Below are 22,323 nucleotides of genomic sequence, written 5' to 3' on the forward strand. Positions count from 1 at the left end.
GTGAAATCACGGCGCTTTTTTATTTTCCCTAAAAAATTTGGCTCAATTAATTTTTCGATCGTATATTTATTGAAAATGAAGGTTGTCGAATGCCGACAGTTTTGAGAATTGGACCTTATCGTTTTTTCTTTTTTGCCGGTGACCGGAGCGAACCATTACATATCCATGTTGAACGGGATGGCAACACTGCTAAATTTTGGCTTGATCCTGTCAGAATCCAAAGTAGCGGAGGGTTTAACCGTCAGGAAATTGGAAAAATTTCAAAAAATAATTTATGAAAATGAAGAATTGTTAATTGAGGCTTGGAATGAGTACTTCAACGATTGAAAAAATAAATGGAAAAATTATTGATGTCCGCAGTGATAACGATACGCTAACGATCGATTTATCTGATGCCCGAACCATTTCTGTGCCATTAGCCTGGTATCCAAGATTACTTAACGGGTCCATCGAAGAACGAAAAAAATGGCGTATTATCGGCAACGGAATTGGTATAAATTGGCCGGATCTGGACGAAGATATTAGTCTGGAAAATATTATTTTAGGTCAACCTTCCGGCGAAAGTCAAAAGTCATTTAAGCGCTGGTTGGTATCTCGTTCAAAAACAAATTGATTATTTGGAACGCTGGCGCGTAAAAATGCGGCGTTTGCCACGGCTGCGCACTTTTATTTCATGTTTAATATCTTCCAGTTGCAGGTTGGCGGTTTCCTCTCCCGCTTTGATAATTTCCACATACCGGTCAAATTCATACCAATAATATTCGCGGATGGGTGGTTGAATGAGCACTTCCGCGCTATTCTGGATTTCATCCGAAAGCGTGTTTGAAGTGATCGTTTTCGATCGCAAAATGACTTCGAACACATTTTTGAAATTCAGCTCCGGATGCAAAATCGGGTGAACATCCACCGCGATGATGAAATCCGCACCGAGATTTCGGGCATGGCGAATTGGCAAATTGTAGGTGATCGCGCCATCAACCAGCATGCGATTTTCGTGCGAAACGGGTGGAAAATAGCCGGGAATGGTGGCGCTTGCCGTAATCGCTTTACGCATATCGCCTTCGGCGAATAAAAACGGGCTGCCGGAGATCAGATCGGTGGCATTGCAGGCAAATGGAATTTTGGTGTCTTCAATGTTTCCGGGCGCGATGAGCGACTCGACAGCTTTTTCCAGTCGCTCGGCTTTCAGCAACGCAACTTTTTTGGCGATCAGGTTCATCAGCACCCAATCTTTTATGCCATTGGCAAACTGGCGGAGCGTGTCGTCCGATTTTACGTTGCTTTTTTTGAGAAAATCCAGCCCGAGTCCGCGAAATGCCGCTTCGTGCATAAATGCGTTTAGCCGTGCTTCCAACGCGTCGCAATCGGGATTTTGGGCGTAAATTCCGCCGATTATCGCGCCGAAGCTGCATCCGACAATCATATCTATTTTGATATTTGCTTTTTCCAGCGCTTTTAGTACGCCGACATGCGCCAATCCGCGTGCACCGCCGCCGCTCAACACCAATGCCACTTTCATTCCAAAACTCCACAATTCTTTGAATACAACCATTGAAACGCAATCAGTGCGGTTTAGTTGCGTTATTTCCCTTTATTCATTCGTCGGCAGATTTTCGTGGCATCTGAAATATTTGTCGTGGCTTTTCGCTTATTCCCGGACGCTGAACAATGACGGATTTGGATCCGATTGAAAGCCAATAACCTTGTTTTTCACCGGAGAAACGGTTTTAAGATACGCGTAAATTGCTCCAAGGTCTTCTTCGCTCATACCTGCATACATTGTCCAGGGCATTATTGTATTGAATTCATTGATGGAAACCACCGGTGATTGATAGCTGGAATCCGCATACTGTTTGAAACGATTAATAAATTTCGATTTGCTCCAGGTGCCTATCCCTGTTTCAACATCCGGGGTGATATTTGCCGAATACACCACGCCGTTCGGGATACGAAATTCAAAACCGCCGGCATAATTCATACCGGGTAACGGTTCGCCCTTTTCCATCGGCGTGTGGCAATCACCACACGATGCAACAGTAATCAAATATTTGCCATAAGCTACTGTATCTGCCGGGTTTGGCTTTGGTTGCGGATCAGCAGGTGCAGGCATTGTCCGGACAATTAAATTGAGCGGGAAATTTAATTTTGTAAGCGGAACCTTATTTTCTATCGGCGCCAGACTGCGGATATACGCGACGATTGCATGCACATCTTCCGTGCTGAGTTTTGCGTAATTCGGATACGGCATTAGCGGAAACAATGGTCTGCCCTCCCGGTTGACGCCCGTTGTAAACGCCCGGATCAACTCGCCGTCCGTCCAGTGACCAATGCCAGCCGGCGTTATATTTGGCGCATACAACGTACCCGGAAAACCGGCTTCTTCCGGAAAAACTTCGCCGCCTTTACCTTCTGTTCCGGTAACCAGCGGACCGGCAAAAGCATTCCAATCCCTGGTTGAATGGCAATCCATGCACACCGCAACATTATGCGCGAGATATCGCCCGCGTTCTATTTTTTCCGGTGTGCTGTCTATTGAAATTTCCAATGCAGATGGCACATAGGGATATGCTGTATTCAAATATATATAACCGCCAATACCTGCAACAATAACGAGCAGAACTAGAGCCGCAACAATCTTTCCAAACATTTTCATATGAACTCCGCAGTTTATAAATGTATTTGAATGCCATTAGCAATGGCTTAATTGGGATAGATTTTTAAAGCTTTCGAAATTACTAAATTTCATACATAAAAGCCAAATTTGTATCACAGCGGACGATGTTTTTTTTGAAATAATAATCGATGGGCAGTCTGTTTCAGGAATTGCGAACGGATGTTTTGCCAAATAAAAAAGGCGGGTAAAACCCGCCTTTGTGAGGTGCATGAGGTGTTTAATGTAACGTGAGAAGCGATGGCATTTTCAACCGCTTGATCAGCCTTCCACTTTCACTTCGATGGCTTTTGGCTTCACTTCTTCCGCTTTGGGCAGGGTAATGGTCAGCACGCCATCTTTGAAACGCGCATCAATTTTACCATCCTGAATACGAGTGGGCATGGTAACGCTGCGTTTGAATTTTCCGTAGTTGCGTTCAACGCGATGGTAATTCGCTTTTTTCTCTTCCGATTCGCGTTTTTTCTCACCCTTGATACTCAGGGTATTATTGGTAAATGTGATGTTCACATCCTTTTTGGTTAAACCCGGCAGCTCAAGATAAACCGTAAACTGGTTTTCATCTTCCTGAACATCCATCCCGGGAAGCCAATCCGAAGAGGCATCCCAGGCGCTGCCGCCCATCACATCGTTGCTGAAAAACTGATCAATCAACCGACCCATTTCGTCATGAGCGCGGAACAGATCGCGAGCAGGAATCCAACGTTCGAGTTTCATAGTGATAACCTCCTTAAGTTTATAATTTTAAGTTATTTCCGGGCGATAAAACATCACTCGGATTATGTATTATTTAACTAATTTTAATAGCTTTTGGTTTCGCTTCTTCTGCTTTGGGCAGGGTTAGCGTTAACATGCCATCTTTATATGTTGCGTCGATGGCGTCCACTTTTACCGGCGTTTTAATTTTGAACGCGCGGGAAAATTTGCCGAACAACCGTTCGCTGCGAAGCACTTTTACCCCTTCGGTAACTTCCTGAGGGAGGCGCTCGCCGGAAATCCGCAGGATGCCTTTGTCAAATTCTATCGATAAATCTTCCTTGCGAATGCCGGGTAATTCGGCGCTCAACACAAAATTGTCTTCCAGTTCCGTAACATCTACGCGAGGCTGCCATTTCTCATTTTGGACATCGTTGGTTGTTTCGCCGGAAAAACCGTTCCGGAAGTGCTCAACCGCACGATCAAATTCCTGAGCGATGTTGCCAAAATCATTGCCGGTAAAAAAACGAACATGTGCCATGGTAAATCTCCTTTGGTTTATTTTGATGTTAATTCTGTTTCCATCGTTTTTATTTTCATACTCAACCGGTAGTATTTACAAAGGCTGTGCCAATTTTAACTGTGGCTCGCTAAGCGGCTGTTTTTAATTATTTTAGATTTTTAAATTCGTCAACGTCTGACAAAATTGGCGTTATGAATTTTTTTCAGAGGTGCTGCCAACGGCTGGCAGAGTAAATGCAGGAATTTCAGATTGTCTGAAATTTTTTCGGCAGGGTGTGACAATTTGTCAAAACTGACATATTTTAGCTAAATATGCATACAACTATATAAATACAAGTGTTTGTTTTTTATAGCTTTATAATTTTTCAAAATAAGGTGTTAAGCATTTCAATTCATTCAACCGATATTTAATTAGCGGGTTTTATTTCTCCGCAAAAGTGCCATTTGATTTTACAATCCAAAATGTGAGACAAACAATGGAACCGGACTTAACTACAGCCAATAATCAGGCAATTAGTGTTCTAATTGTTGATGATAATAAAGCAGATGCAGTAATAATTTCGAGGCTTCTGAAAAATGTGCCGCCTTACCAAATTTCCCAAATCAATATCATCCACACAGCAAGCCAGCTTCCCATATACTTAAGGCAACTAAAACCGCAAGTTGTATTTATTGATTACGATATCGAAGGATATCCCGGCACACAATCCATCTCCAAAATGAGAGAAAAGGGCTGCGATGCGGCATTTGTTCTGATAACCGGACATAGCGGTGGTTTTGTTATCCAAAAAGCATTGCGCGCCGGCGCAGATGATTTTATCAACAAAGACGAGCTTTCCGCTGCCGTGCTCGCCAAAACACTCAATCATGTGCTGCACCGCCAGGAAACCCGATTTGCACTGAAAAAATATGCGGATGATTTAGTCCAAGCCAATACCCGGTTGGAAGCACAGGCGCAAGAGCTTCAGAAAACAGTGGAAGAATTATCTGCCGCAAAAGAAAAAGCGGAAAAAGCGACGCAGGCTAAATCCTTGTTTTTAGCGAACATGAGTCATGAAATTCGCACACCGATGAACGGTATTATCGGTATGACAGAGCTGCTGCTGGAAACTCCGCTAAAACCCAAGCAGATCGAATATTTGGGAATTGTGGACAGCTCGGCAAAATCGCTGCTGTCGCTGTTGAACGATATTCTCGATTTATCCAAAATCGAAGCGCAGCGGGTAATAGTCGAATCAATCGAATTTAATTTGCGCGAAAATTTGCGAAATACGATACGAATGATGGCTTTTCGGGCGGAAGAACAGGGCATTTCGCTGGATTGGAAAATCGAAACGGGTGTGCCGGATGTGATCGTCGGCGATTCGTCGCGGCTGCGGCAAGTTTTAATCAATCTGGTTAGCAACGCAATCAAATTTACCACCAGCGGACAGGTTTTGGTGGAGGTAAGCTGCACGGCGGTCGATGCCGTTGCGCAAACCGTCACGCTCCTATTTGCGGTATCGGATACCGGAATCGGCATTTCCGAAGACAAACAGAAAATCATTTTCGATGCATTTTCTCAAGCGGATATTTCCACAACCCGCTGTTTTGGCGGCACGGGTTTGGGTTTGTTCATTTCCCGAAACCTGACCAAACTAATGGGTGGCAATATTTTTGTGCAAAGCCCCGCAGCGCCGTTAAATCCGGTAAATTATCATGCTGTTGCCGGACAACCGGGCAGCACTTTTTCCATTTCGATTCCGTTTGCAACCAGTGAAAATCCCGAATTTGCAACCGTAAATTTAATCGCTGCGCAGCAGGAAAAAAATTACCCGGAATTGATCCGCCAACGCAATTTACGGCTGCTACTCGCGGAAGATAATCCGGTGAACCAAAAACTGGTGAACGCGCTGTTGAGCAAAATTAACGTTCAGGTTACGCTGGCAGACAATGGCGTTATGGCGTTTGAGCATATTCAATCAACCGCTTTTGACGTGGTTTTGATGGATATCCAAATGCCGGAGTTGGACGGATTTGAGACAACCCGCGCGGTTCGCGAATGGGAAAAACAAACGGCTTCGACGCGATCTTTACCGATTATCGCGCTAACAGCCAGTGCTTTGCTGAGTGATCGCCAAAAATGCATCGCTGAAGGAATGAATGATTACGTCAGCAAACCGATCAAAAGGGAAGAGCTGTATCGGGCAATCTGGAATGCGATAAACCCTTGATTTTATTTGAACTGCTGAAGTTTTGCCGCCCTTCAGCAAACACCATTTGCACGGCAAAACAATTTGCGATTTTGTATTTCAAATCTCACAAACCAATCAACCAATTATTATATTTGAGCAGCAAAAACGGTGCTTTGTTGCACTAAAAAAAACGGGATTGAATACCAGAGGGAAAGTATGGGATATCGAATTTTTATCACAGGTTCCGGCATTGCGGCGGAAGCACAGCAGGTGCTGCGCGTTTCAAATTGTGAATCTGCCGTTGGCGAGCCGAAAGATACGCCGGAGGAAATCGCTGCGAAAGTGCGCGATTTTCAGCCGCACGCGCTGATTGTCCGGCAGGGCAAAATTACTGGCGCAGTGATGGACGCATCCGAACATCTGAAAGTAATTTGCAAACACGGCGTCGGCACGGATAATATTGACATCGCCGCAGCAACAGAACGCGGCATTCCGGTTTTTTTCACGCCGGATGCCAATTTCGAATCCACCGCGGAGCATACGCTGGCAATGCTGCTTTCGCTGGCGCGCCAGATTCCGGCACAGGATCGCCAAATCCGCAACGGCATTTTTGATAAAAAACAATACGGCGGGCTCGAATTGACCGGAAAAACGCTCGGATTGATCGGTTTCGGCAAAATTGCCCGACGGTTGGCGGAACTGGTTGCGCCGTTCAACATGACCGTTTGGGTGTATCATCCATCCGGCAAAATGGAAAATTTACCGGAGTATATTCGAAAAGCGGCATCGCCGGAAGACGTGTTTGCGACAGCGGATTTTATCAGCCTGCACTGTCCGTTGACGCCAAAAACCCGTAATCTGATTAACGAACAATCCATCGCGATGATGAAAGACGGCGTGTGTATCATAAACGTGGCGCGCGGCGGCATCATCAACGAAAGCGATTTGCTGGCGGCGTTGGGATCCGGAAAAGTTCGCGGCGCAGCGCTGGACGTGTTCGAAACCGAGCCACCGGCAATGGACGATCCGCTGTTCAAACAGGACAACGTTATCGTCACTGCGCACGTTGGCGGCGCATCGGATAATTCCATGAAAAACATGGGATTAGATGCGATTAAAAATATTTTTTCTGTGCTGAACAGCGGGGAAATCGATCACCGGTCGCTGGTGAATCCGGCGGTTTTAGGGAAATAATCAAAAATATTCCATTACAAAAACCCGTAGAGGCAACTCACGAGTTGCCTTTTTGCCTGAACCAATTGCATCTTTGCCTGAAAACAATCATTCGACGATCAAAAAAAAACGCCGGTGACGGAAACCCATCACCGGCGTTTTTGTGTTCATTATTGATTTGACAAATCAGAATTTGCGTTCCTGAATCAAATGTTCATCCATATGCGCTTGGCGAATGTATTGCGCCAAAACGTGCATCAGCGATTGGTGAACATCTTCGATAACACCGTAATTATCTGCGGTTACATGCAGGTTCACATCCGCAATTTGGGCAGATCTGCCGCCTTCAAAACCGGTCAGCGATATCACCGGAATGCCGTTTTCTTTTGCCCACGCTGCTGCGCGAACGATGTTTTCGGAATTGCCGGAGGAGCTGATGGTAATCAGCGCATCACCCTTTTTAGCGAGACAGCGCAGTTGATAGGCGAACACTTCGTCATACGAAATATCGTTGCCGATCGCCGTAATAATTTCCACCGTCGCGCTCAGCGAAACGATTCGCGACGTGAGCGTGGTATCGGTGCGCACCAGCTTGCAGTGATCGCAAACGAGGTGATTGGCAATCGCCGCCGAGCCGCCGTTGCCGCAGGAATAAACGATGCCGCCTTCCGTATAAACGCGGGTGAGAATATCCGCCGCCTGCTGCAGTTTTTCGCGGTTAACGGATTTGGCAGCCGCGCTGTATTCTGCAAAATACGCGTCGATAAAACTGCCGGCATCTTTGTATTTGTTGTCTGGAAAACTCATTTCAATTCCTTTCGTTTATTTACCGGCAATGCCTTCGCGAACGGCAATAACTTCTTCTTTTGCACGGGACATCAAAAAGCGGTCGTCGCTTTGCAGCGAAACAAACTGGAATCCCAATTTTACCATTTCCACCGATACTTTTGTTGAGTTGGTATGAATACCCGCCGGAATACCGTGTTTTTTGGCGGTTTCGAGAATGTAGTTGCGGGCTTCCACCACTTCGGGATCGCTTTGTCCGGCACGCGGTTCTTTTCCGAGCGCCATCGAGAGGTCGGACGGACCGATGTAAATTGCGCTGATGCCCGGCACTTCGAGAATCGCATCGAGATTTTTGATCGCTTCTTTGGTTTCGATTTGGGGAATCACCAGCGTTTCGTCGTTGGCGAACTGGTGATAATTTCCGCCACCGTGCGCGTTTCCGCCGCCGTAATATTTGGCTCGAATCGGGCCAAAGCTGCGGAAGCCGTGCGGCGGATATTTGCAGGCGCGAACCAGCGATTCCGCATCTTCCGGCGTGTTGATCATCGGGCAAATGACGCCGTACGAACCGGCATCGAGAATTTTCATCAACCGTGCGGGATCGTTCCACGGCACGCGCGTCAGCGGAATCACATCTGTTGTGGAAATTGCCTGCAACATTGTTACCGCATCCGTGTAATCGACCAGCCCGTGCTGCATGTCGATGGTGATCGAATCAAATCCCTGATGCGCCATAATTTCTGTGGAAAACGAACTGGGAATCGAGCACCAGCCATTAATGACGGCTTCGCCGCGAGCCCAAATTTCTTTCAGCGTATTTTTTCTCATTACACCCTCGTTAAGTATGTTGGTTTTTGGTTGATTATTTTCGTTTTTAAGTGTCTGATTGAGATTCCTGCATTCGCAGGAATGACCACAAAAGAATTGATTGTCATTCCGGGCTTGTTCCGGAATCCCCGTATACTGTTTCGAAACAATACATTACGGTGCGCTGAGCACGGTTACCGGCGTTTGCGACTGCCGCAACACCAGCCGCAACGGCACTTCCGATGGCACACCGGGTTGTTGTGCTTCGGCATATTTGGCGTGTTTGTCTGCACCGGAAAACAGCAAAAAAATCTTCCGGGCATTGAGAACCGCGGGTGCTGTCAGCGACATGCGGGCAACACGGGACACCGTTTCCGGTGCGGCAATGCACAATCCTTCGGTAACGTTTACCGCCGCATCGCCGGGAAACAGAGAGGCAAAGTGCCCGTCGCCACCCATTCCCAAATACACGGCGTCGAACGGTACATTCAGTTTTTGCAATCGCGCTTCGCAGGCGGATTGACCCGCTTCCGGTGTGGCTTCGCCGCCGAACAGCGGAACGAACGCTGCTGCTGCCGCCGCATCCTGCAACAGATGGGTGCGCACCAGTTTTTCGTTGCTATCGGGATGATCCGCCGGAACCCAGCGTTCATCCGTGAGCGTGACGGTTACTTTTTGCCAATCGAGCGGCTGTTGCCGCAGCCGTTTGAACACATGTTCGGGCGTGCGACCGCCGGAAACGGCTATCAGCGCGTTGCCGCGCTGGTCGATGGCGTTGCGCAAAACAATGGCTAATTCATCCGCCAATGCATGCGCCGCAGAAATCATATCATCAAATTGCTGATGTTCGATCGTCATCCATTCTCCTGTTTAGCCTGCCGGCGGATAATCGGCGGTGGGAATTTTGTTGTCGTCCAATCCGCGAATGGCGGAACGCCCCATCGCCAAAACCGCTTCTTCCGAACTGCCGCCAATGTGCGGCGTCGCCAAAAAATTGGGCAGTTGCAGCAATTCCAAATCTTCCGGCGGTTCGGTTGCGAACACATCAAATCCGGCAGCGGAAAGCCGCCCGTCACGAAGCATTGCCTTCAGCGCTTGCTCGTCCACCATGCCGCCGCGTGCGCAGTTGATCAGCACAGCTTCCGGTTTCATCATTGCTAATTTTTCGGCGGAAAGCATATTACGGGTGCTGCTGTCCAGCGGCACATGCAGCGTCACAACGTCCGAATGCTGCAGCAAATCTGTCAGCGAAACCGGCGTAACATCGTATTTTTTATAAAATTCGGGAAAATCCAAAATATCGTGCGCCAAAACCTTGCAATCGAACGCACGCAGCAGCGGCGTCAAATCTTTGCCGATGTGCCCGCAGCCGATAATACCGACAGTGCGTCCGGTGAGCTGTCGCCCGATGCGGTTTTTCCAGATGCCGTTGCGGACATCGAGGCTCGCTTCGGGAATCAGCCGCAATGTGGAAATCATGAAGGCAATCGCCAGTTCCGCGACCGAGCGTTTGTTCACGCCGCCGGTCCAGCCGAGCCGGATGCCGTGACGAATGAGCGCCTGTTTGTCCAGCATATCCGTTCCGACGCCGTATTTACCGATCACCTCAAGCTCCGGCAGTTGAGACAGCACTTCTTCGGTAATGCGTTCCAGCGCGGTGATTGCTTTTTTTGCGCCGCGCAAAAAATCCACCAATGTTTCTCCCGAGAGTGATAGCCCGTCGTCGTTGAATCGAACGTTGGAATAACGCGCCAGCAATTCCGCCCGCAACACCGGATGGCGCGAAAACGATCGCGAGGTTACAGCTATGGGTGTGTCATTTTTCATACGTTTGTTACCCGCTTTTGCAGGTTCTCCGATTAATTGACATTGTTTTCCGGATTTTGGTTTCTGGATTCTGGATTTTTTTTTTACACGAACTTTTATCCTTTACCCTTTATCCTTTATCCTTTTTACAACTTCCCATCCGCTTTGTAGATATCGAACACCAGTTTCATCGTTTCATACGCGTCGCGGGATGTGCCGTATTTTACCGGCTCGCCGGTTTGCACGCATTTGACAAATTCCGCCAGTTCGTTATCCCACGATGGATCTGTATTGCAAAATGTCGCTTCTTCCGGCGGATTGCCGATAGCGAATCCGGTGTGTTTCCGCGCCTGAATAATCCATTCATCGCGGTAGCTGCGGGTGGATGAGGGCATTCCGTCGACAATCACATAGCCATCTTCCATAAAAATTTCCAGCGTAAAGCGGTGTTTCCATTGGGTGAATGAGCTGTGCAACTGCGCGATCACGCCCGCTTCGTTGCGGAGCAGCGCAAATGCGTTGTCTTCCATCGGCCATTCTTTCCAATATGCCGTGGTGCACATGCTTTTGATTTCGTTAAATTCGCCGCAGAAATGGCGGAACAGATCGAGCATGTGAATGCCCTGATCGAACAAAATACCGCCGCCGGCAACTTCCGGCCGGTGACGCCATTCGTTGGGATTTCCGGAGCTTTCGGCTTTGCCGTAAACGCCGCGCACCCACAGCACCTTGCCATATTTACCGCTTTCAACCACTTTTTTGGCTTCAATAATGCCGTAGTGATAGCGGTGGTTGAATCCCACTTTCAGCGCCAGACCCGGATTGCGTTTTTCCGCATCGATAATCCGCTGGATATCTGCCATATTTCGTCCCGGCGGTTTTTCACAAAATACGTGTTTGCCGGCGTCCAGCGCTTCCGTAACCACATCGGGAATAAAGCGGTTGGGTGCGCAAACAAACACCGCATCAACGCCGGAGTTGATCACAGCCCGGTAATCGGGCAAAATTTGAATGTCCTCGAATCCCTTGGCAGGTGGGTTAGGGTCTGTGCCGCTAATCAGCACGGTTGCATCATTTTCGCGGATGGTTTTGGCGCGGATGCCGCCCATTTTACCAAGTCCGACAATCCCTATCTTGATTGGTTCTGTCATTAAATTTCCGCCATTTTATTAAAGTTGTTAATCATTTTCCGGTTAGAGAACCCTCGTTTTACAAACGATAAATCAGCATATTTATACAATTCAAAATGACACAACATCAGCTGCTAAAATCATACAGATGTTGTCATTTTCGGCGAATACGTGTGATTCTTTAGTCATTATGGGGCTTGAAAATAAGCCGCCAACATCGCATTTTCAGTGATTTTTGATGAAATTTATTGCACTTTCTTTTTAACAAGCGATACCATCAAAAACTTCGCCAAAGAAAGTGGCACGCAGATCCGTTTTTCTACTTTTCGCAGAAAAATTTCCAATCTCAAATAGCGCAACAGCAGTTGAAAAAGTATGAAATTTGAACCGGGAGGCAAATATACGCGGGGATTTAACCCGGAAATGTGAGCCGGATTAAAATTTGCGGGATCGATTCCGTGAAATTAAAACCGAAAAATCTCAGTTTTTATCAATATACGCCAGCAATTGCTCCATCAGTACGGTTGCGGCAACGCCGGCAACCTGGCGGGTGGTTTCCGGCGGCGTATCATCGCCGATTTCGTAAGTGATGGACGGCACCTGAAACGTGAGGTAAAACCAGCTTTTCGACACCGGCGATTCGGTGCCATACGGCCGCTCGACAACTTTGTATGCCGGCAGACGTTTCTGGATTTCCGCAAGCCAGGTGTCGGTCATTTGCGGCGGGATGGTTTCTAAATTTTTATCAAGTGTATAAAAAACATCGCGTTGAGTGGAGTGAAAATCGAGAAAAAAGTAGAGCTGTTTTGCGGAATCATTTTTGATTTTCAAAAATTCGTTGCTGGCGAGGCGCGTTTCCGGCTGATTGAAATACATCCAGTCGCGATTGAGATCGATGCCGCCGGCGTTGTGGCGCCAGTGTCCGTTGTCCACACCATCGGGATTCATCAGCGGAATAACGATGGTTGAAAATTCCCGGCGAAATCGTTGCGCCAGCGGCGAATCATCGCAAAGCGCATCCAGAAACGCCATCAGCGCATACGTTCCGGTCACTTCCGGCGGATGCTGGCGACTGATAATTGCCACATATCGCGAGGGATTTTCCGCTTCGGTGATTTCCAGTTTGTGGATGGTTTTGCCGCGTTTGCTGTTGCCGAGCACGCTTTTTTGCACAAACGGTTTTTCTGCAAATGCGGCAATTCGCCGGTCAAAATCTTTGCTGGTAAACAACTCCTGCGCGGCAATCCAGAGCGTGTCCGGACTGATGTTCAGCCGAATGGTTGCGCTACCGGTTGCGGTGTCTTCGCTATAAAATTGATCAGCCAGTAGCTGCCAATGTTCGCCATCCCCACTAATTTTAGGGTGATAGCGATGATCGCCATCGTCGTATGTCAGCTTCACCGAAACGGTTTTTGGCGAATTTCCCCAAATTTTGAATGCGTACCACGCGCTGTTGTTAACGGGCGCATTTTCCGGTTTGATGAGCGCAGTGAACACAGAATCGTTAACGCGGGTGAAATCGTTCAGCCGTCCGCCGGCAAACTGGTTGCTCACCCAAACGCCGCTGTTTTCGAAAGCGATGGTGCGCTTTTTCTGGATGGTCAACGGTTTGTCTTTTGTTGCATCTGGCTGTAAATAATCAATTTGCGCCGTGCGTTTCGCGGAATGGCAGGCGGAAAACATCACCGCTGATGTAAAAATCAGGATAGCATATTTGCGGAAAAATTTTGGGGGAAACAAATATTGGCGGCTCATCTAATGCGACTTCTCCGGTTTTTTGGACTCAAAAATATCATTAAAAATGAATAAATGACAGCGAAATTCAATGACCCTGGAGATTCCGGGACGAGCCCGGAATGACCGGCAAACTGCATCACAGCGAAATGCTGCCGGCGAAAATATGCACGTAGTCCAGCTCGCCATACGATGCCAGCGCATAATCGAACGTGAACGACGAGGTGCCGCCGGTGGGAATATTTAACCCGACACCGTAGAAAAATTTTTCGAGATCACGGTTGGCGCGATAGCCGCCGCGCAGTTGCAAAATCTCGTTGAATGAATATTCCAGCCCAAAGTTGAGATATTCCGCCGCGTCGCCGGGGTGGTTACCGTCCATCGAAAAGGTAATGCGATTGGTTTCATTTTGCACAAACGCCGCATCGCCGCCGACCAGATCGGTGGAAATGCCAACCCGGAAATTCACAGGTAAATCCCAACCCTGCGTTGCCAGTCGCGTTTCCACACCGGTGTTGAGCGTGTTGTCCGGGTTCAGGTCAAATTCCTTGATCAGATCGCGGCCGTTGAGCTTCAGCCTGCCGCCAAAATTGGAGAAATTCATGCCGAGTTTCATGCCGTGCCAGGGAATATCCAAAATGCTGCCGACATCGAACGCAAACGTGGAGGCGGTTTCGTTGTGGATTTGCTGGTGAATAAATTTCGCACTGATGCCCAGCGACAAAAAATCCACCGGACGACGGGCATAGGTAACGCCGATCGCCAGATCGCTGGCTTCGTAAAATTCGCCGGTGCCGTGCGGATCGTCGATGGTGGTAATCTGGATCGGGTCCATATTTAAAAAAATGCCATAAAATCCAATTGACGACGATGCGTCCACCGGCAGCACGATACCCAGAAACTGGTGCTCGACATCCGCGAACCAGCTGGTTTGCACACCGGATAGCGTCACGCGATTCACTTTAGTGATACCCGCCGGATTCCAGTACATGCTGTATGCGTCATCCGCCTGCGCAGCGAACGCGCCGCTCATCGCCATCGGTCGCGCACCGACGCCGATTTTCAGGAATTGCGCTGCGGTTGTGCCATTTTTGTCGCTGTTACCCTGCGCAAAAACCGTTGATCCTGCAACGGCAAGCAGCACAATAAAAACAACCATTATTGCCGATGACCATTGACACTTGTTAACTTTCAATTTCATACCGATACCCGTATCTTTCAATTTAGCGGATGATAGCAAATTTCCCGATGTGTTCCTGCCCATCCGGCGTTTTTACCACATAAATGTAAACGCCAAACGCCAGCGCCTGATTTTCGAAATTCACCAGGTTGAACAGCTCGTCGCCGGTGAAATTATCGTGTTGGATGCTGTTCACTTTTTCGCCGTTGATCGTGTAAATATTGATCGTGCAAACCGGCGGCAAAAACATGAAGCGAATCTGGTGAACGTTCTGGATTTCTTCCCATTCCGCGCCAACGATGTACGGATTGGGCACCGCGCGAACTTCGCTCAGCTCAACCTGCGCCGCATCGAACGCGGTTTGGGTGAAGCCGAATCGGAACACATCGCCGTTGCTGACGCTGCGGAAAGATTCGATACGCACGATGTCGCCGGGCTGCGGCGGCGTGCGATCGGTGTCGGCAGGTGCGTTGGAAATATTCACCTGAAAGGGAAAATCCTGCGGGAAAACCGCGTTCAGCGATTCGCCGATTTGCGGATCGGGATAATCCACAGCGAGGACAAAAATCAATTCACCCTCATCCCACTGACCGTTGGTGTTGCTGTCCTGCACCTCAAACGCGACGCGCCGTTCGCTGTCGCCGGTAACGTCCCACACCTCAAAATTCACCGGGAAAACCGCTGTGGAAACGGTTGGCGGTCCCCAACTGAAGGCAGTCGATGTGCCGTTGGTAAAGCGGATCTCGAAATCTCTGGAGCGATTTTCCAGCGATGACGTGTTGAATTCCGCCACATTTACAAACCACGATCCGCTGCTGTCGATGTTCGCGCCCCCGAGAACGTTTTTGCCGAAAGCGTCGGTAACCGCTTTCACGCCGCCGATTTTGCCTTCGGATTCGACCGACACCTGAAATCCGTCGATCACCGGATTGTCATCAAAATTGAGCGGCAGATTGAATGCCAGCGTATCGCCGAGCGTGGCGTTCACCAGCCGGAAACTGGTTGCCGGTGTGCCGTTGAAATGCAGCTCGTAATTGTCGGTCGGCAAATTGTCTTCATCGATAATATTGATGGCCACTTCGCCTTTTCCGTTGCCGGAGGTCTGGCTCAATCCGTCCACCGCTGCGGGAATTTTCCCGCTGTAATCGGGTCGCGGTGTGATCGTCACAAAATTGCGGTCGGCGGTACTGGTTCCGCGTGCGGTTTCCAGCGAATAAATAATGTTATCTCCGCGATCATACGACACAATGGTGTACGAATAACGGATGCCATTTTTCACATTATTGTCCACAAATGTGTGGCGAACACCGGTATCGTCTCCCAGATAAGTGAACGGATTTTGCGGATCGAACCCGCTGATGCCGTTGTCCAGATCAAACTGGGCAACCGGCTGATAGGTGATCAGATTGCCCTGAACATCGGTCACTTCCGTGCCCCAGGTTTGCCCGTTATCCTGACTGCGGTAAACGCGATATCCTTCAAAATCGATCTCGCCGGTGAAGGCATCCGGCACGCGTTCGGAGATATCGTCCCAATAAAGGGTCACTTTTCCGTCGCCGGGAATGGCGGAAAGCGTGGGTGCGGGCGGCGCCGTCGGACCGATAAATTTGAAATTATACATCTCCTGCGCCTGATTCACCTGTTTGATCAGATCAGCATCGGTCTCGCCCACAGCTACCGCAATCGTGTATTTTACGACTTCGCCCGGCGCGAATGTGAACGGGCCGGTGGCAAAAATATACACCCAGTCCACTTTGCCGAAGGATTGCACCAGCGCGATATCGTCGATCATCGGGTTGCTGCCGTGAAAATAATTGTCGGCAAATCCGGCCAAATCCGCGTCGCCGGGATTACCGGAGATGATCGGCCACAAAATTTTATCGTCAGTCGGGCCTGAATCTTCGTAATAATGAAAAGAGGTGATGCCCATATTTTTCGGTGTTTCGAAAATGGCGGTGCCGAAGGAATAATCTTCCGTGACACCAACGGCATTCGGGCGGGTTGCGCCGCCGATATCGCCGTCAAAATCGCGCTGGATAATCAGGTCAGGAATATCCGGATTGCTGAACGTGGGATCGGGCGCGAGCAAAATTTCCTCGCCGTGATCGCTGCAATCGGGATCGAGATAAAATCCGACAAAACAGCTATCGAGCTGCCGCCCGCTTTTGTTGTGGATAAAGAATTCGTAAAACTGGAATTTGTCCGCATACGGGCGACCGTAGCTGTAGGCCATCATTTCCACTTCGATGCCGAGGGGATTGCCAAGCTGGTTGTTCGAATCGTCGAACACGGCGTACACATCGCGATCGGATGCGAATTCGCCCTCAACTTCTTCGCCGGTGGTGGCATCGCGGCGGAAGTAGCCGGGCCAAAAATGTTCGCCGTTTTCATCCACCGGCCAGGTGATCGGCAAATCGCTGTGCGCCAGATACGGCGTGGTCGGGTTATCCGGCGGATAAAGCAATTGCGCCTCGGGTGTCGGATCGTTCGCGGGATTGTAATGGGTTGCGCCATACGAACCGTCTTTTGCCACCCAATCCTCGTTGTCGTTTTCCGTCCACCCGTCGATCACGTTGCCGTTGTTGCCGTTTCTGGTGTTTTCCGGCGTTGCAAAAAACAGCGCAAAATCGTCGGTCAGCCCGGTGAAATTTTTGCGCGGATAGCGGAAATCGTAAAAAAACTGGGTGGGCGCGTTGCCGACGTCCTCATATCGTGTATCGGTGATCTGTCCGTAGTTCATGGTCAGATTTTGCAACTGGCCTTTGTCCAGCACGCCAACCGCTTCATCGGCAAAACCGCTCACTTTTCGCAACGATTTTTTGGGGCGTTTGGACTGCACATCGTCCACTTCTTTGTTGGCAGTCTGGGCAAATCCGCCGCCAAAAACCGATGCCAGCAGCATGATGAAAATTGTTTTCGCAAACCATTTCATGAGATGTTATCCTTTTTAAAAACAGCTAATTACAACCGCGTTTCGAATCAAAATTTTTCAAGTAACGAATAAAAAACACCTGGAGATTCCTGCCTGCGCAGGAATGACAAAAAATAAGTATTTATCTGTCACCCCTGCGCATGCAGGGGTCTCCCCCGACGCCACCACGAACATTATTTTTTTAAAACCGGAAAACGATACCGGTGCGAACGGTGCGGCGAATGTCCACGTTTTCCGGGTTCGCCTGCCGGTCGTTGCTCTGGATGGAGGTATCGCCGGCATCCCACGGATCGCCGGTTTGCGTCCATACGCGCAGCACGTTGATGTGATCGAAAATGTTCTCAACCCGCAGATACCAATCAATATCCGCATCAAACAGGTTGAAACGTTTGTTCAGCCGCAAATCCACCTGATTCACCCACGGTTTGCGGGCGGAGTTGCGCTCCGGCACGATGGTCGCATCCGGATTTCGCGACGACGGTGTGTACGGCAAACCGCTGGCAGCGCGGAGCAGGAAATTCGCGGTGAGATTTCCCAACGGATGAAATCCGCCAAGTTCCGGGCCAAAATCACGGGGCAATCCGATATCCAGATTGACGTTAAAGCTATGCCGCCGGTCGAAATCCAGCGGGAAATTGCGGTTCGGACGCAAAAATGCATCGTCCTCGCGATAGAGCGTGTAGCCTTCCAACGGATCGGATTCGTTGCCCTGCGCAATCATCAGCGTGTAGTTCAACGATCCCGCAAAGTAGTTGCTGTAGCGTTTGTTCAGTGTAACGTCCACACCCTGCACGCGACCGTAATCGGCATTCACAAACACGGTGTAATCCCTGCCGGAAAAATAGTAAAAGCTGGAAATCAGGTTGTCGATGTCTTTGTAATATGCGGTCACCTCAAGCGCGTAATCGGCGCCGAGCTGCTGTTTGATGCCTGCCTCGAACGCAGTAGTTTCCTCCGGCTCCAGCCCCGGATTGCCGATCAGCGGATCGTTCGCCAGCAAATCATCCAGCCCGTTATTGCGATACAAATCGTAATACCGCGGAATCTGGAAAAACTGCCCGTATGCGAAATGGAACACGGTTGTCGCGGAAATCGGGTGCGCTAAACCGATGCGTGGACTGAACTTATAACGAAGCGGCACATTTTCTTCCGGCACGGTGATGATGCTGGTTTCGCCGCTGCTGTTGGTAACGGTTTGCAAAATTTTCCCCGGATCGCTGAAATAAGTGTCTTTCGCATCGAACATATCGAAACGTAGCCCGAGATTGACAATCAGGAATGACAGCTCGATTTTATCTTGCAAATACGCCGCAAATTCGACCGGTTTTTGCTCGAAAAATTCCAACTGTTCGCGCGGCGGCATACCTACGCGATGCCGGAAAATGGTGTGTTGCCGCAGCTCGATACCGGTTTTCACCTGATTGTAGCGGTTCATCTGACTGATCACATCTACATCGAAATCCAGCGTGGTGGAATGGGTGTTGCGCCAATAGCGCACGTCGCCAATCTGGAAACTGCCGTCCAATCCCTGATAAAATCCGCGCGTGAGGTAATCGCTGGAAATCAGCTCGCCGGTGTTCGGATCGGTGACCACCGAGCGTCCGGGCACGTAATTGCGCTCTGCGTTGTAAATTCGCGAGAGGCTCACGTTGTAAAATGTGGATTTCGAGAGCGTGTGGGTAATTTTCCCGGTGAAACGGGTTTTCAGGTCGCGGCTGATCGGGTAGCTGCCGATTTCCGGTTCGCTGTTCGCAAAAAATTGCCAATATTTGTATTGGTGATTGTAATCCTGATACCACAGCGTTGACCAATCCGCGTTCAACTGGAATTTGAGCGTCGGCAAAATATTGACGGTCAGTTTGGATGACAGCACGCGATCCAGCTCGAAGCCGTAGGGCAGCGGGCTTTCCTCATTGCGGAACGTTCCGGCGACAAAAAAATGGGCGTTGTTGCCAAATCCCGGCACCGGACCGCTGACGCTGGCGTTCAATTTCCCGGCGACATCCACACCGACAATATTTCCGGTGATCGAATTATCGAACAGATCGAAATCGCGATAGGCGGATTCGCCATTGCTGCGCACGAGATCGCGGAAATCGGATTGCTGATCGGGCGTGAGCGATTTTACATCGTCCAGTTGCAACTGCCAGTCCGCCTGATGATAGGGCGAGCTGTTCAACTGCGCCGATTCGTATTGCAGCTTGAATTTGTATTCCGGGCTGCCCTCTTTGGTGACAATGTTCACCACGCCGGAAAGTGCGTTGCCATATTCCGCATTGAAGGTGCCGGAAATAACTTCCATTTCCTGAATCGCTTCCACATCCACATTGCCGCCGAGACTGTTGTCGAACGGATTGCGAACGTAGGTGCCATCCACCAAATACGTCACTTCGCCGAGGCGACCGCCGCGAATGTGGATGCCGCCATCTTCATCGCGGGTGACGCCGGACTGGATCGCCAGCACCTCGTTGAGGGTGGAAACTGGCAGTTTGTCGGCAATTTGGGAACCGTCGATCACCGAGCGTTTGGAGGTGATGTCTTTCTGGATCAGCGGACGTTCCGCCACCACGGTGATCGCGTTTTCTAGTTGCACGGTGGTTTCCTGCATCGGCACCCGCACTTCGGTGGTTTGATCCACCGACACATTCACGTTGCGATATTCAACGGTCTGGTAACCGATGTAGCTGATCTGCAGCGTGTAGCTGCCCGGCGGCACATTCGTGATAAAAAAGTAGCCGTCCGCATCGGTTGCCGCGCCCATGCCCAATTCCAGAATGGCCACATTTACGCCAACCAATGGCTCGCCATCGCGTTGTTGGGAAACGGTACCGACAATTTTACCAGTTGTCCCGGCAAAGACCGATCCGGCTATCATCAACAAAAACAGGCAGTTGATAACTTTTTTTAGCATTGTTATCTCCGTTAAAATACAGTGTTTGGGTGGTAAAGTGTTTTGTGTTTCCGGCAATTGTGATTTTGGCGCAAACCGTTTACAGAAAACCGCCGGGAGACCCCTGCCTTCGCAGGGGTGACCATGCGTTGTCATTCCTGCGAAGGCAGGAATCTCCGATTGAAAATGCACGCGTTGACAACCACAAACCAACAATCGAACACAAAAACACAATACCACTTAAACACGTTAACACATCAACACACGAACACCAAAATTTACCGCACCAACAACATTTTGCGGGTGAGCGTTTGTTTGTCGCTGCTGAGGCGATAGAAATAGACACCGCTGGAAACCGGATTTCCGGCATCGTTGCGGGCATCCCAAACGGATGTGTATTCACCCACGGTATAATTGCGATTGGTTAAGGTGCGCACTTTTTCACCCAAAATATTGAAAATGTTCAACTCATATTCACCAGCATTCAAAATATTAAAACTGATTTTAGTGCTCGGGTTGAACGGATTCGGGTAGTTCTGCGCCAACGAAAATTCTCCGGGGATTTGTGTTTGCAAATCATCCAGACTCAGCACAGCATCCAACGGGACATAGCCATAAACAATCGCCAATGAATCCGGATCGTTCTGGTTAATAAAATAACTTTCCCGCCAGGCCATGGCAATTCCGTCGCCGGTTACCCGGGGATCCATTCCCTGATAGCCCGCGTCATGAGAAGGGCGGCTCAGGGTAATCTGATCTGTCCAGCTGGCGCCACCATCTTTGGAGCCTACGAGCGCAATTTCATCAATGCCGATGGTATCATTCGGAACGGCACGCTGGTATGCGACATACAGATATTCATTGGCATCAATAACGATCGATGGTCTTGTTGCATCAAATCCTGTATCTACAGCAGTATTGAAAGAGCTCGGCCAGGATTGATCACCCCATGCTTTTTGTTTGATCTGCAAGCCATATACACCCGAAATTCTTCCACGCCACACGATATGAATATTATCCGAATTATCCAGCACAGCCCAGGAATAGCGGTTGTTGGTCGTCGAAGTATCGGTAACAACCATTTCGCCGGACCATTGCGTTCCGTCAAACTGGTTCATGAAAATATCATCCGTCACCTGGGATTCAAACCAGGTAGCTACCATTTTGCCATTGCTGCCTCGCGCCAGATTCACCCGGGCGGTTTCGATACTGGTGCCGCCGATGATGCCGTCGGCAGAGGAAAGGGTATCGGGAGCAGCGCTCCAAGTTGAACCCGCATCGTCGCTGCGCGCACAGAGTACCCATTCTGCGCCATCTGATTCACTATCGGTATTCCAAACAACAAAAACTTTACCGTCGCTGCCCACAGCTACGTTGGGTTCTTCCGATTTTAGCGCATTGCCGGATACTTCTGCCGGGGCAGACCAGTTGCTACCATCATACTTGGAAAACATCACACCATAATTGCTGGAAGCATCTGCCCTTTGTTGCCATACAACATACAAATTTCCATTGTCATCGGCGGCAATCGCGGCATTGCTGGCAGTTCCGCCTGCGGGATTATTGGATAATGCAACCGGCGGAAACCAGGTTTGAAACGCATCATCGTATTGCGAATAAACGATCTGCCCGTTCGCATCCGGATCTGCCCAAATGACAAACAGTTTTCCATCACTTGTTCGGGCAACATGGCTGCCGTGATTGTAATACATCGCGGAATTGTTTACAACCGGGCCGGCAACTTCCGATGTGGTTATCTGGGAAAATGCAACGCCCACACAAAAAAGCAAAACAAACAATACTGCGGTAAATTTGGACATTA

General features: G+C 49.3%; 17 protein-coding genes and 1 pseudogene. 4 read left to right on the forward strand and 14 right to left on the reverse strand.

Annotation, left to right across the window (positions count from 1 at the left end; genetic code table 11):
- Window positions 1-89: 89 nt before the first annotated feature.
- Both H6629_07550 and H6629_07555 read left to right on the forward strand, forming a co-directional pair.
- Window positions 90-327 (forward strand): annotated as a pseudogene (locus H6629_07550) (DUF4160 domain-containing protein).
- On the forward strand, window positions 308-613 hold the full coding sequence (locus H6629_07555; protein MCB9067648.1) for a DUF2442 domain-containing protein: 306 nt from the start codon (window positions 308-310) through the stop codon (window positions 611-613). Before H6629_07550 ends, H6629_07555 begins: the two are co-directional and overlap by 20 nt.
- Here the strand turns inward: H6629_07555 and H6629_07560 are convergent, their stop codons facing one another.
- From H6629_07560 to H6629_07575, 4 genes are all read right to left on the reverse strand, one after another.
- Window positions 614-1,519 carry a patatin-like phospholipase family protein gene (locus H6629_07560; GenBank protein MCB9067649.1) on the reverse strand — a complete coding sequence of 302 codons (906 nt, stop codon included), beginning with the start codon at window positions 1,517-1,519 and terminating at the stop codon, window positions 614-616. It lies immediately after the preceding gene.
- 129 nt (window positions 1,520-1,648) lie between these two features.
- Window positions 1,649-2,653: a c-type cytochrome gene (locus H6629_07565; GenBank protein ID MCB9067650.1), complete on the reverse strand. Its 1,005-nt coding sequence runs from the start codon at window positions 2,651-2,653 to the stop codon at window positions 1,649-1,651.
- 279 nt (window positions 2,654-2,932) lie between these two features.
- Window positions 2,933-3,388, reverse strand: coding sequence for an Hsp20/alpha crystallin family protein (locus tag H6629_07570; GenBank protein MCB9067651.1), 456 nt, complete (start codon window positions 3,386-3,388; stop codon window positions 2,933-2,935).
- A gap of 73 nt (window positions 3,389-3,461) precedes the next feature.
- On the reverse strand, window positions 3,462-3,908 hold the full coding sequence (locus H6629_07575) for an Hsp20/alpha crystallin family protein (protein MCB9067652.1): 447 nt from the start codon (window positions 3,906-3,908) through the stop codon (window positions 3,462-3,464).
- A 457-nt stretch (window positions 3,909-4,365) separates the two neighbouring features.
- On the opposite strand from H6629_07575, the gene H6629_07580 reads away from it, so the two are divergent.
- Together H6629_07580 and H6629_07585 are read left to right on the forward strand one after the other, a co-directional pair.
- A complete protein-coding gene (locus H6629_07580) occupies window positions 4,366-6,102 on the forward strand; it encodes a response regulator (GenBank protein MCB9067653.1) in 1,737 nt (578 codons plus the stop codon).
- A 177-nt stretch (window positions 6,103-6,279) separates the two neighbouring features.
- On the forward strand, window positions 6,280-7,257 hold the full coding sequence (locus H6629_07585; protein MCB9067654.1) for a hydroxyacid dehydrogenase: 978 nt from the start codon (window positions 6,280-6,282) through the stop codon (window positions 7,255-7,257).
- Window positions 7,258-7,422: 165 nt separating this feature from the next.
- Here the strand turns inward: H6629_07585 and H6629_07590 are convergent, their stop codons facing one another.
- The 10 genes from H6629_07590 to H6629_07635 form a co-directional block, all read right to left on the reverse strand.
- On the reverse strand, window positions 7,423-8,043 hold the full coding sequence (locus tag H6629_07590) for an SIS domain-containing protein (GenBank protein ID MCB9067655.1): 621 nt from the start codon (window positions 8,041-8,043) through the stop codon (window positions 7,423-7,425).
- A gap of 15 nt (window positions 8,044-8,058) precedes the next feature.
- Window positions 8,059-8,850 carry a 2,4-dihydroxyhept-2-ene-1,7-dioic acid aldolase gene (locus H6629_07595; protein MCB9067656.1) on the reverse strand — a complete coding sequence of 264 codons (792 nt, stop codon included), beginning with the start codon at window positions 8,848-8,850 and terminating at the stop codon, window positions 8,059-8,061.
- A 153-nt stretch (window positions 8,851-9,003) separates the two neighbouring features.
- On the reverse strand, window positions 9,004-9,687 hold the full coding sequence (gene pgl / locus H6629_07600; protein MCB9067657.1) for a 6-phosphogluconolactonase: 684 nt from the start codon (window positions 9,685-9,687) through the stop codon (window positions 9,004-9,006).
- A gap of 12 nt (window positions 9,688-9,699) precedes the next feature.
- Window positions 9,700-10,656 carry a phosphoglycerate dehydrogenase gene (locus H6629_07605; protein MCB9067658.1) on the reverse strand — a complete coding sequence of 319 codons (957 nt, stop codon included), beginning with the start codon at window positions 10,654-10,656 and terminating at the stop codon, window positions 9,700-9,702.
- Between the two features lie 125 nt (window positions 10,657-10,781).
- Window positions 10,782-11,786: a Gfo/Idh/MocA family oxidoreductase gene (locus H6629_07610; protein MCB9067659.1), complete on the reverse strand. Its 1,005-nt coding sequence runs from the start codon at window positions 11,784-11,786 to the stop codon at window positions 10,782-10,784.
- A 459-nt stretch (window positions 11,787-12,245) separates the two neighbouring features.
- Window positions 12,246-13,520, reverse strand: a complete 1,275-nt coding sequence (locus H6629_07615) for a hypothetical protein (protein MCB9067660.1) — start codon at window positions 13,518-13,520, stop codon at window positions 12,246-12,248.
- Window positions 13,521-13,638: 118 nt separating this feature from the next.
- The gene (locus H6629_07620) at window positions 13,639-14,700 is read right to left on the reverse strand and encodes a PorV/PorQ family protein (protein MCB9067661.1); all 1,062 of its coding nucleotides are present in this window, start codon (window positions 14,698-14,700) and stop codon (window positions 13,639-13,641) included.
- A 22-nt stretch (window positions 14,701-14,722) separates the two neighbouring features.
- On the reverse strand, window positions 14,723-17,611 hold the full coding sequence (locus H6629_07625; GenBank protein MCB9067662.1) for a hypothetical protein: 2,889 nt from the start codon (window positions 17,609-17,611) through the stop codon (window positions 14,723-14,725).
- Between the two features lie 181 nt (window positions 17,612-17,792).
- A complete protein-coding gene (locus H6629_07630; protein MCB9067663.1) occupies window positions 17,793-20,522 on the reverse strand; it encodes a TonB-dependent receptor in 2,730 nt (909 codons plus the stop codon).
- 257 nt (window positions 20,523-20,779) lie between these two features.
- On the reverse strand, window positions 20,780-22,321 hold the full coding sequence (locus tag H6629_07635; protein MCB9067664.1) for a T9SS type A sorting domain-containing protein: 1,542 nt from the start codon (window positions 22,319-22,321) through the stop codon (window positions 20,780-20,782).
- Window positions 22,322-22,323 lie beyond the last annotated feature (2 nt).

The organism is Calditrichia bacterium (assembly GCA_020634975.1).
Classification (GTDB): domain Bacteria; phylum Calditrichota; class Calditrichia; order RBG-13-44-9; family J075; genus JACKAQ01.

Bases quoted from the DNA above. Each gene is read 5' to 3' on its own strand.
- H6629_07555 (MCB9067648.1), top strand. From the start codon at position 308: ATGAGTACTTCAACGATTGAAAAAATAAATGGAAAAATTATTGATGTC.
- H6629_07560 (MCB9067649.1), bottom strand. From the start codon at position 1,519: ATGAAAGTGGCATTGGTGTTGAGCGGCGGCGGTGCACGCGGATTGGCG.
- H6629_07565 (MCB9067650.1), bottom strand. From the start codon at position 2,653: ATGAAAATGTTTGGAAAGATTGTTGCGGCTCTAGTTCTGCTCGTTATT.
- H6629_07570 (MCB9067651.1), bottom strand. From the start codon at position 3,388: ATGAAACTCGAACGTTGGATTCCTGCTCGCGATCTGTTCCGCGCTCAT.
- H6629_07575 (MCB9067652.1), bottom strand. From the start codon at position 3,908: ATGGCACATGTTCGTTTTTTTACCGGCAATGATTTTGGCAACATCGCT.
- H6629_07580 (MCB9067653.1), top strand. From the start codon at position 4,366: ATGGAACCGGACTTAACTACAGCCAATAATCAGGCAATTAGTGTTCTA.
- H6629_07585 (MCB9067654.1), top strand. From the start codon at position 6,280: ATGGGATATCGAATTTTTATCACAGGTTCCGGCATTGCGGCGGAAGCA.
- H6629_07590 (MCB9067655.1), bottom strand. From the start codon at position 8,043: ATGAGTTTTCCAGACAACAAATACAAAGATGCCGGCAGTTTTATCGAC.
- H6629_07595 (MCB9067656.1), bottom strand. From the start codon at position 8,850: ATGAGAAAAAATACGCTGAAAGAAATTTGGGCTCGCGGCGAAGCCGTC.
- pgl (MCB9067657.1), bottom strand. From the start codon at position 9,687: ATGACGATCGAACATCAGCAATTTGATGATATGATTTCTGCGGCGCAT.
- H6629_07605 (MCB9067658.1), bottom strand. From the start codon at position 10,656: ATGAAAAATGACACACCCATAGCTGTAACCTCGCGATCGTTTTCGCGC.
- H6629_07610 (MCB9067659.1), bottom strand. From the start codon at position 11,786: ATGACAGAACCAATCAAGATAGGGATTGTCGGACTTGGTAAAATGGGC.
- H6629_07615 (MCB9067660.1), bottom strand. From the start codon at position 13,520: ATGAGCCGCCAATATTTGTTTCCCCCAAAATTTTTCCGCAAATATGCT.
- H6629_07620 (MCB9067661.1), bottom strand. From the start codon at position 14,700: ATGAAATTGAAAGTTAACAAGTGTCAATGGTCATCGGCAATAATGGTT.
- H6629_07625 (MCB9067662.1), bottom strand. From the start codon at position 17,611: ATGAAATGGTTTGCGAAAACAATTTTCATCATGCTGCTGGCATCGGTT.
- H6629_07630 (MCB9067663.1), bottom strand. From the start codon at position 20,522: ATGCTAAAAAAAGTTATCAACTGCCTGTTTTTGTTGATGATAGCCGGA.
- H6629_07635 (MCB9067664.1), bottom strand. From the start codon at position 22,321: ATGTCCAAATTTACCGCAGTATTGTTTGTTTTGCTTTTTTGTGTGGGC.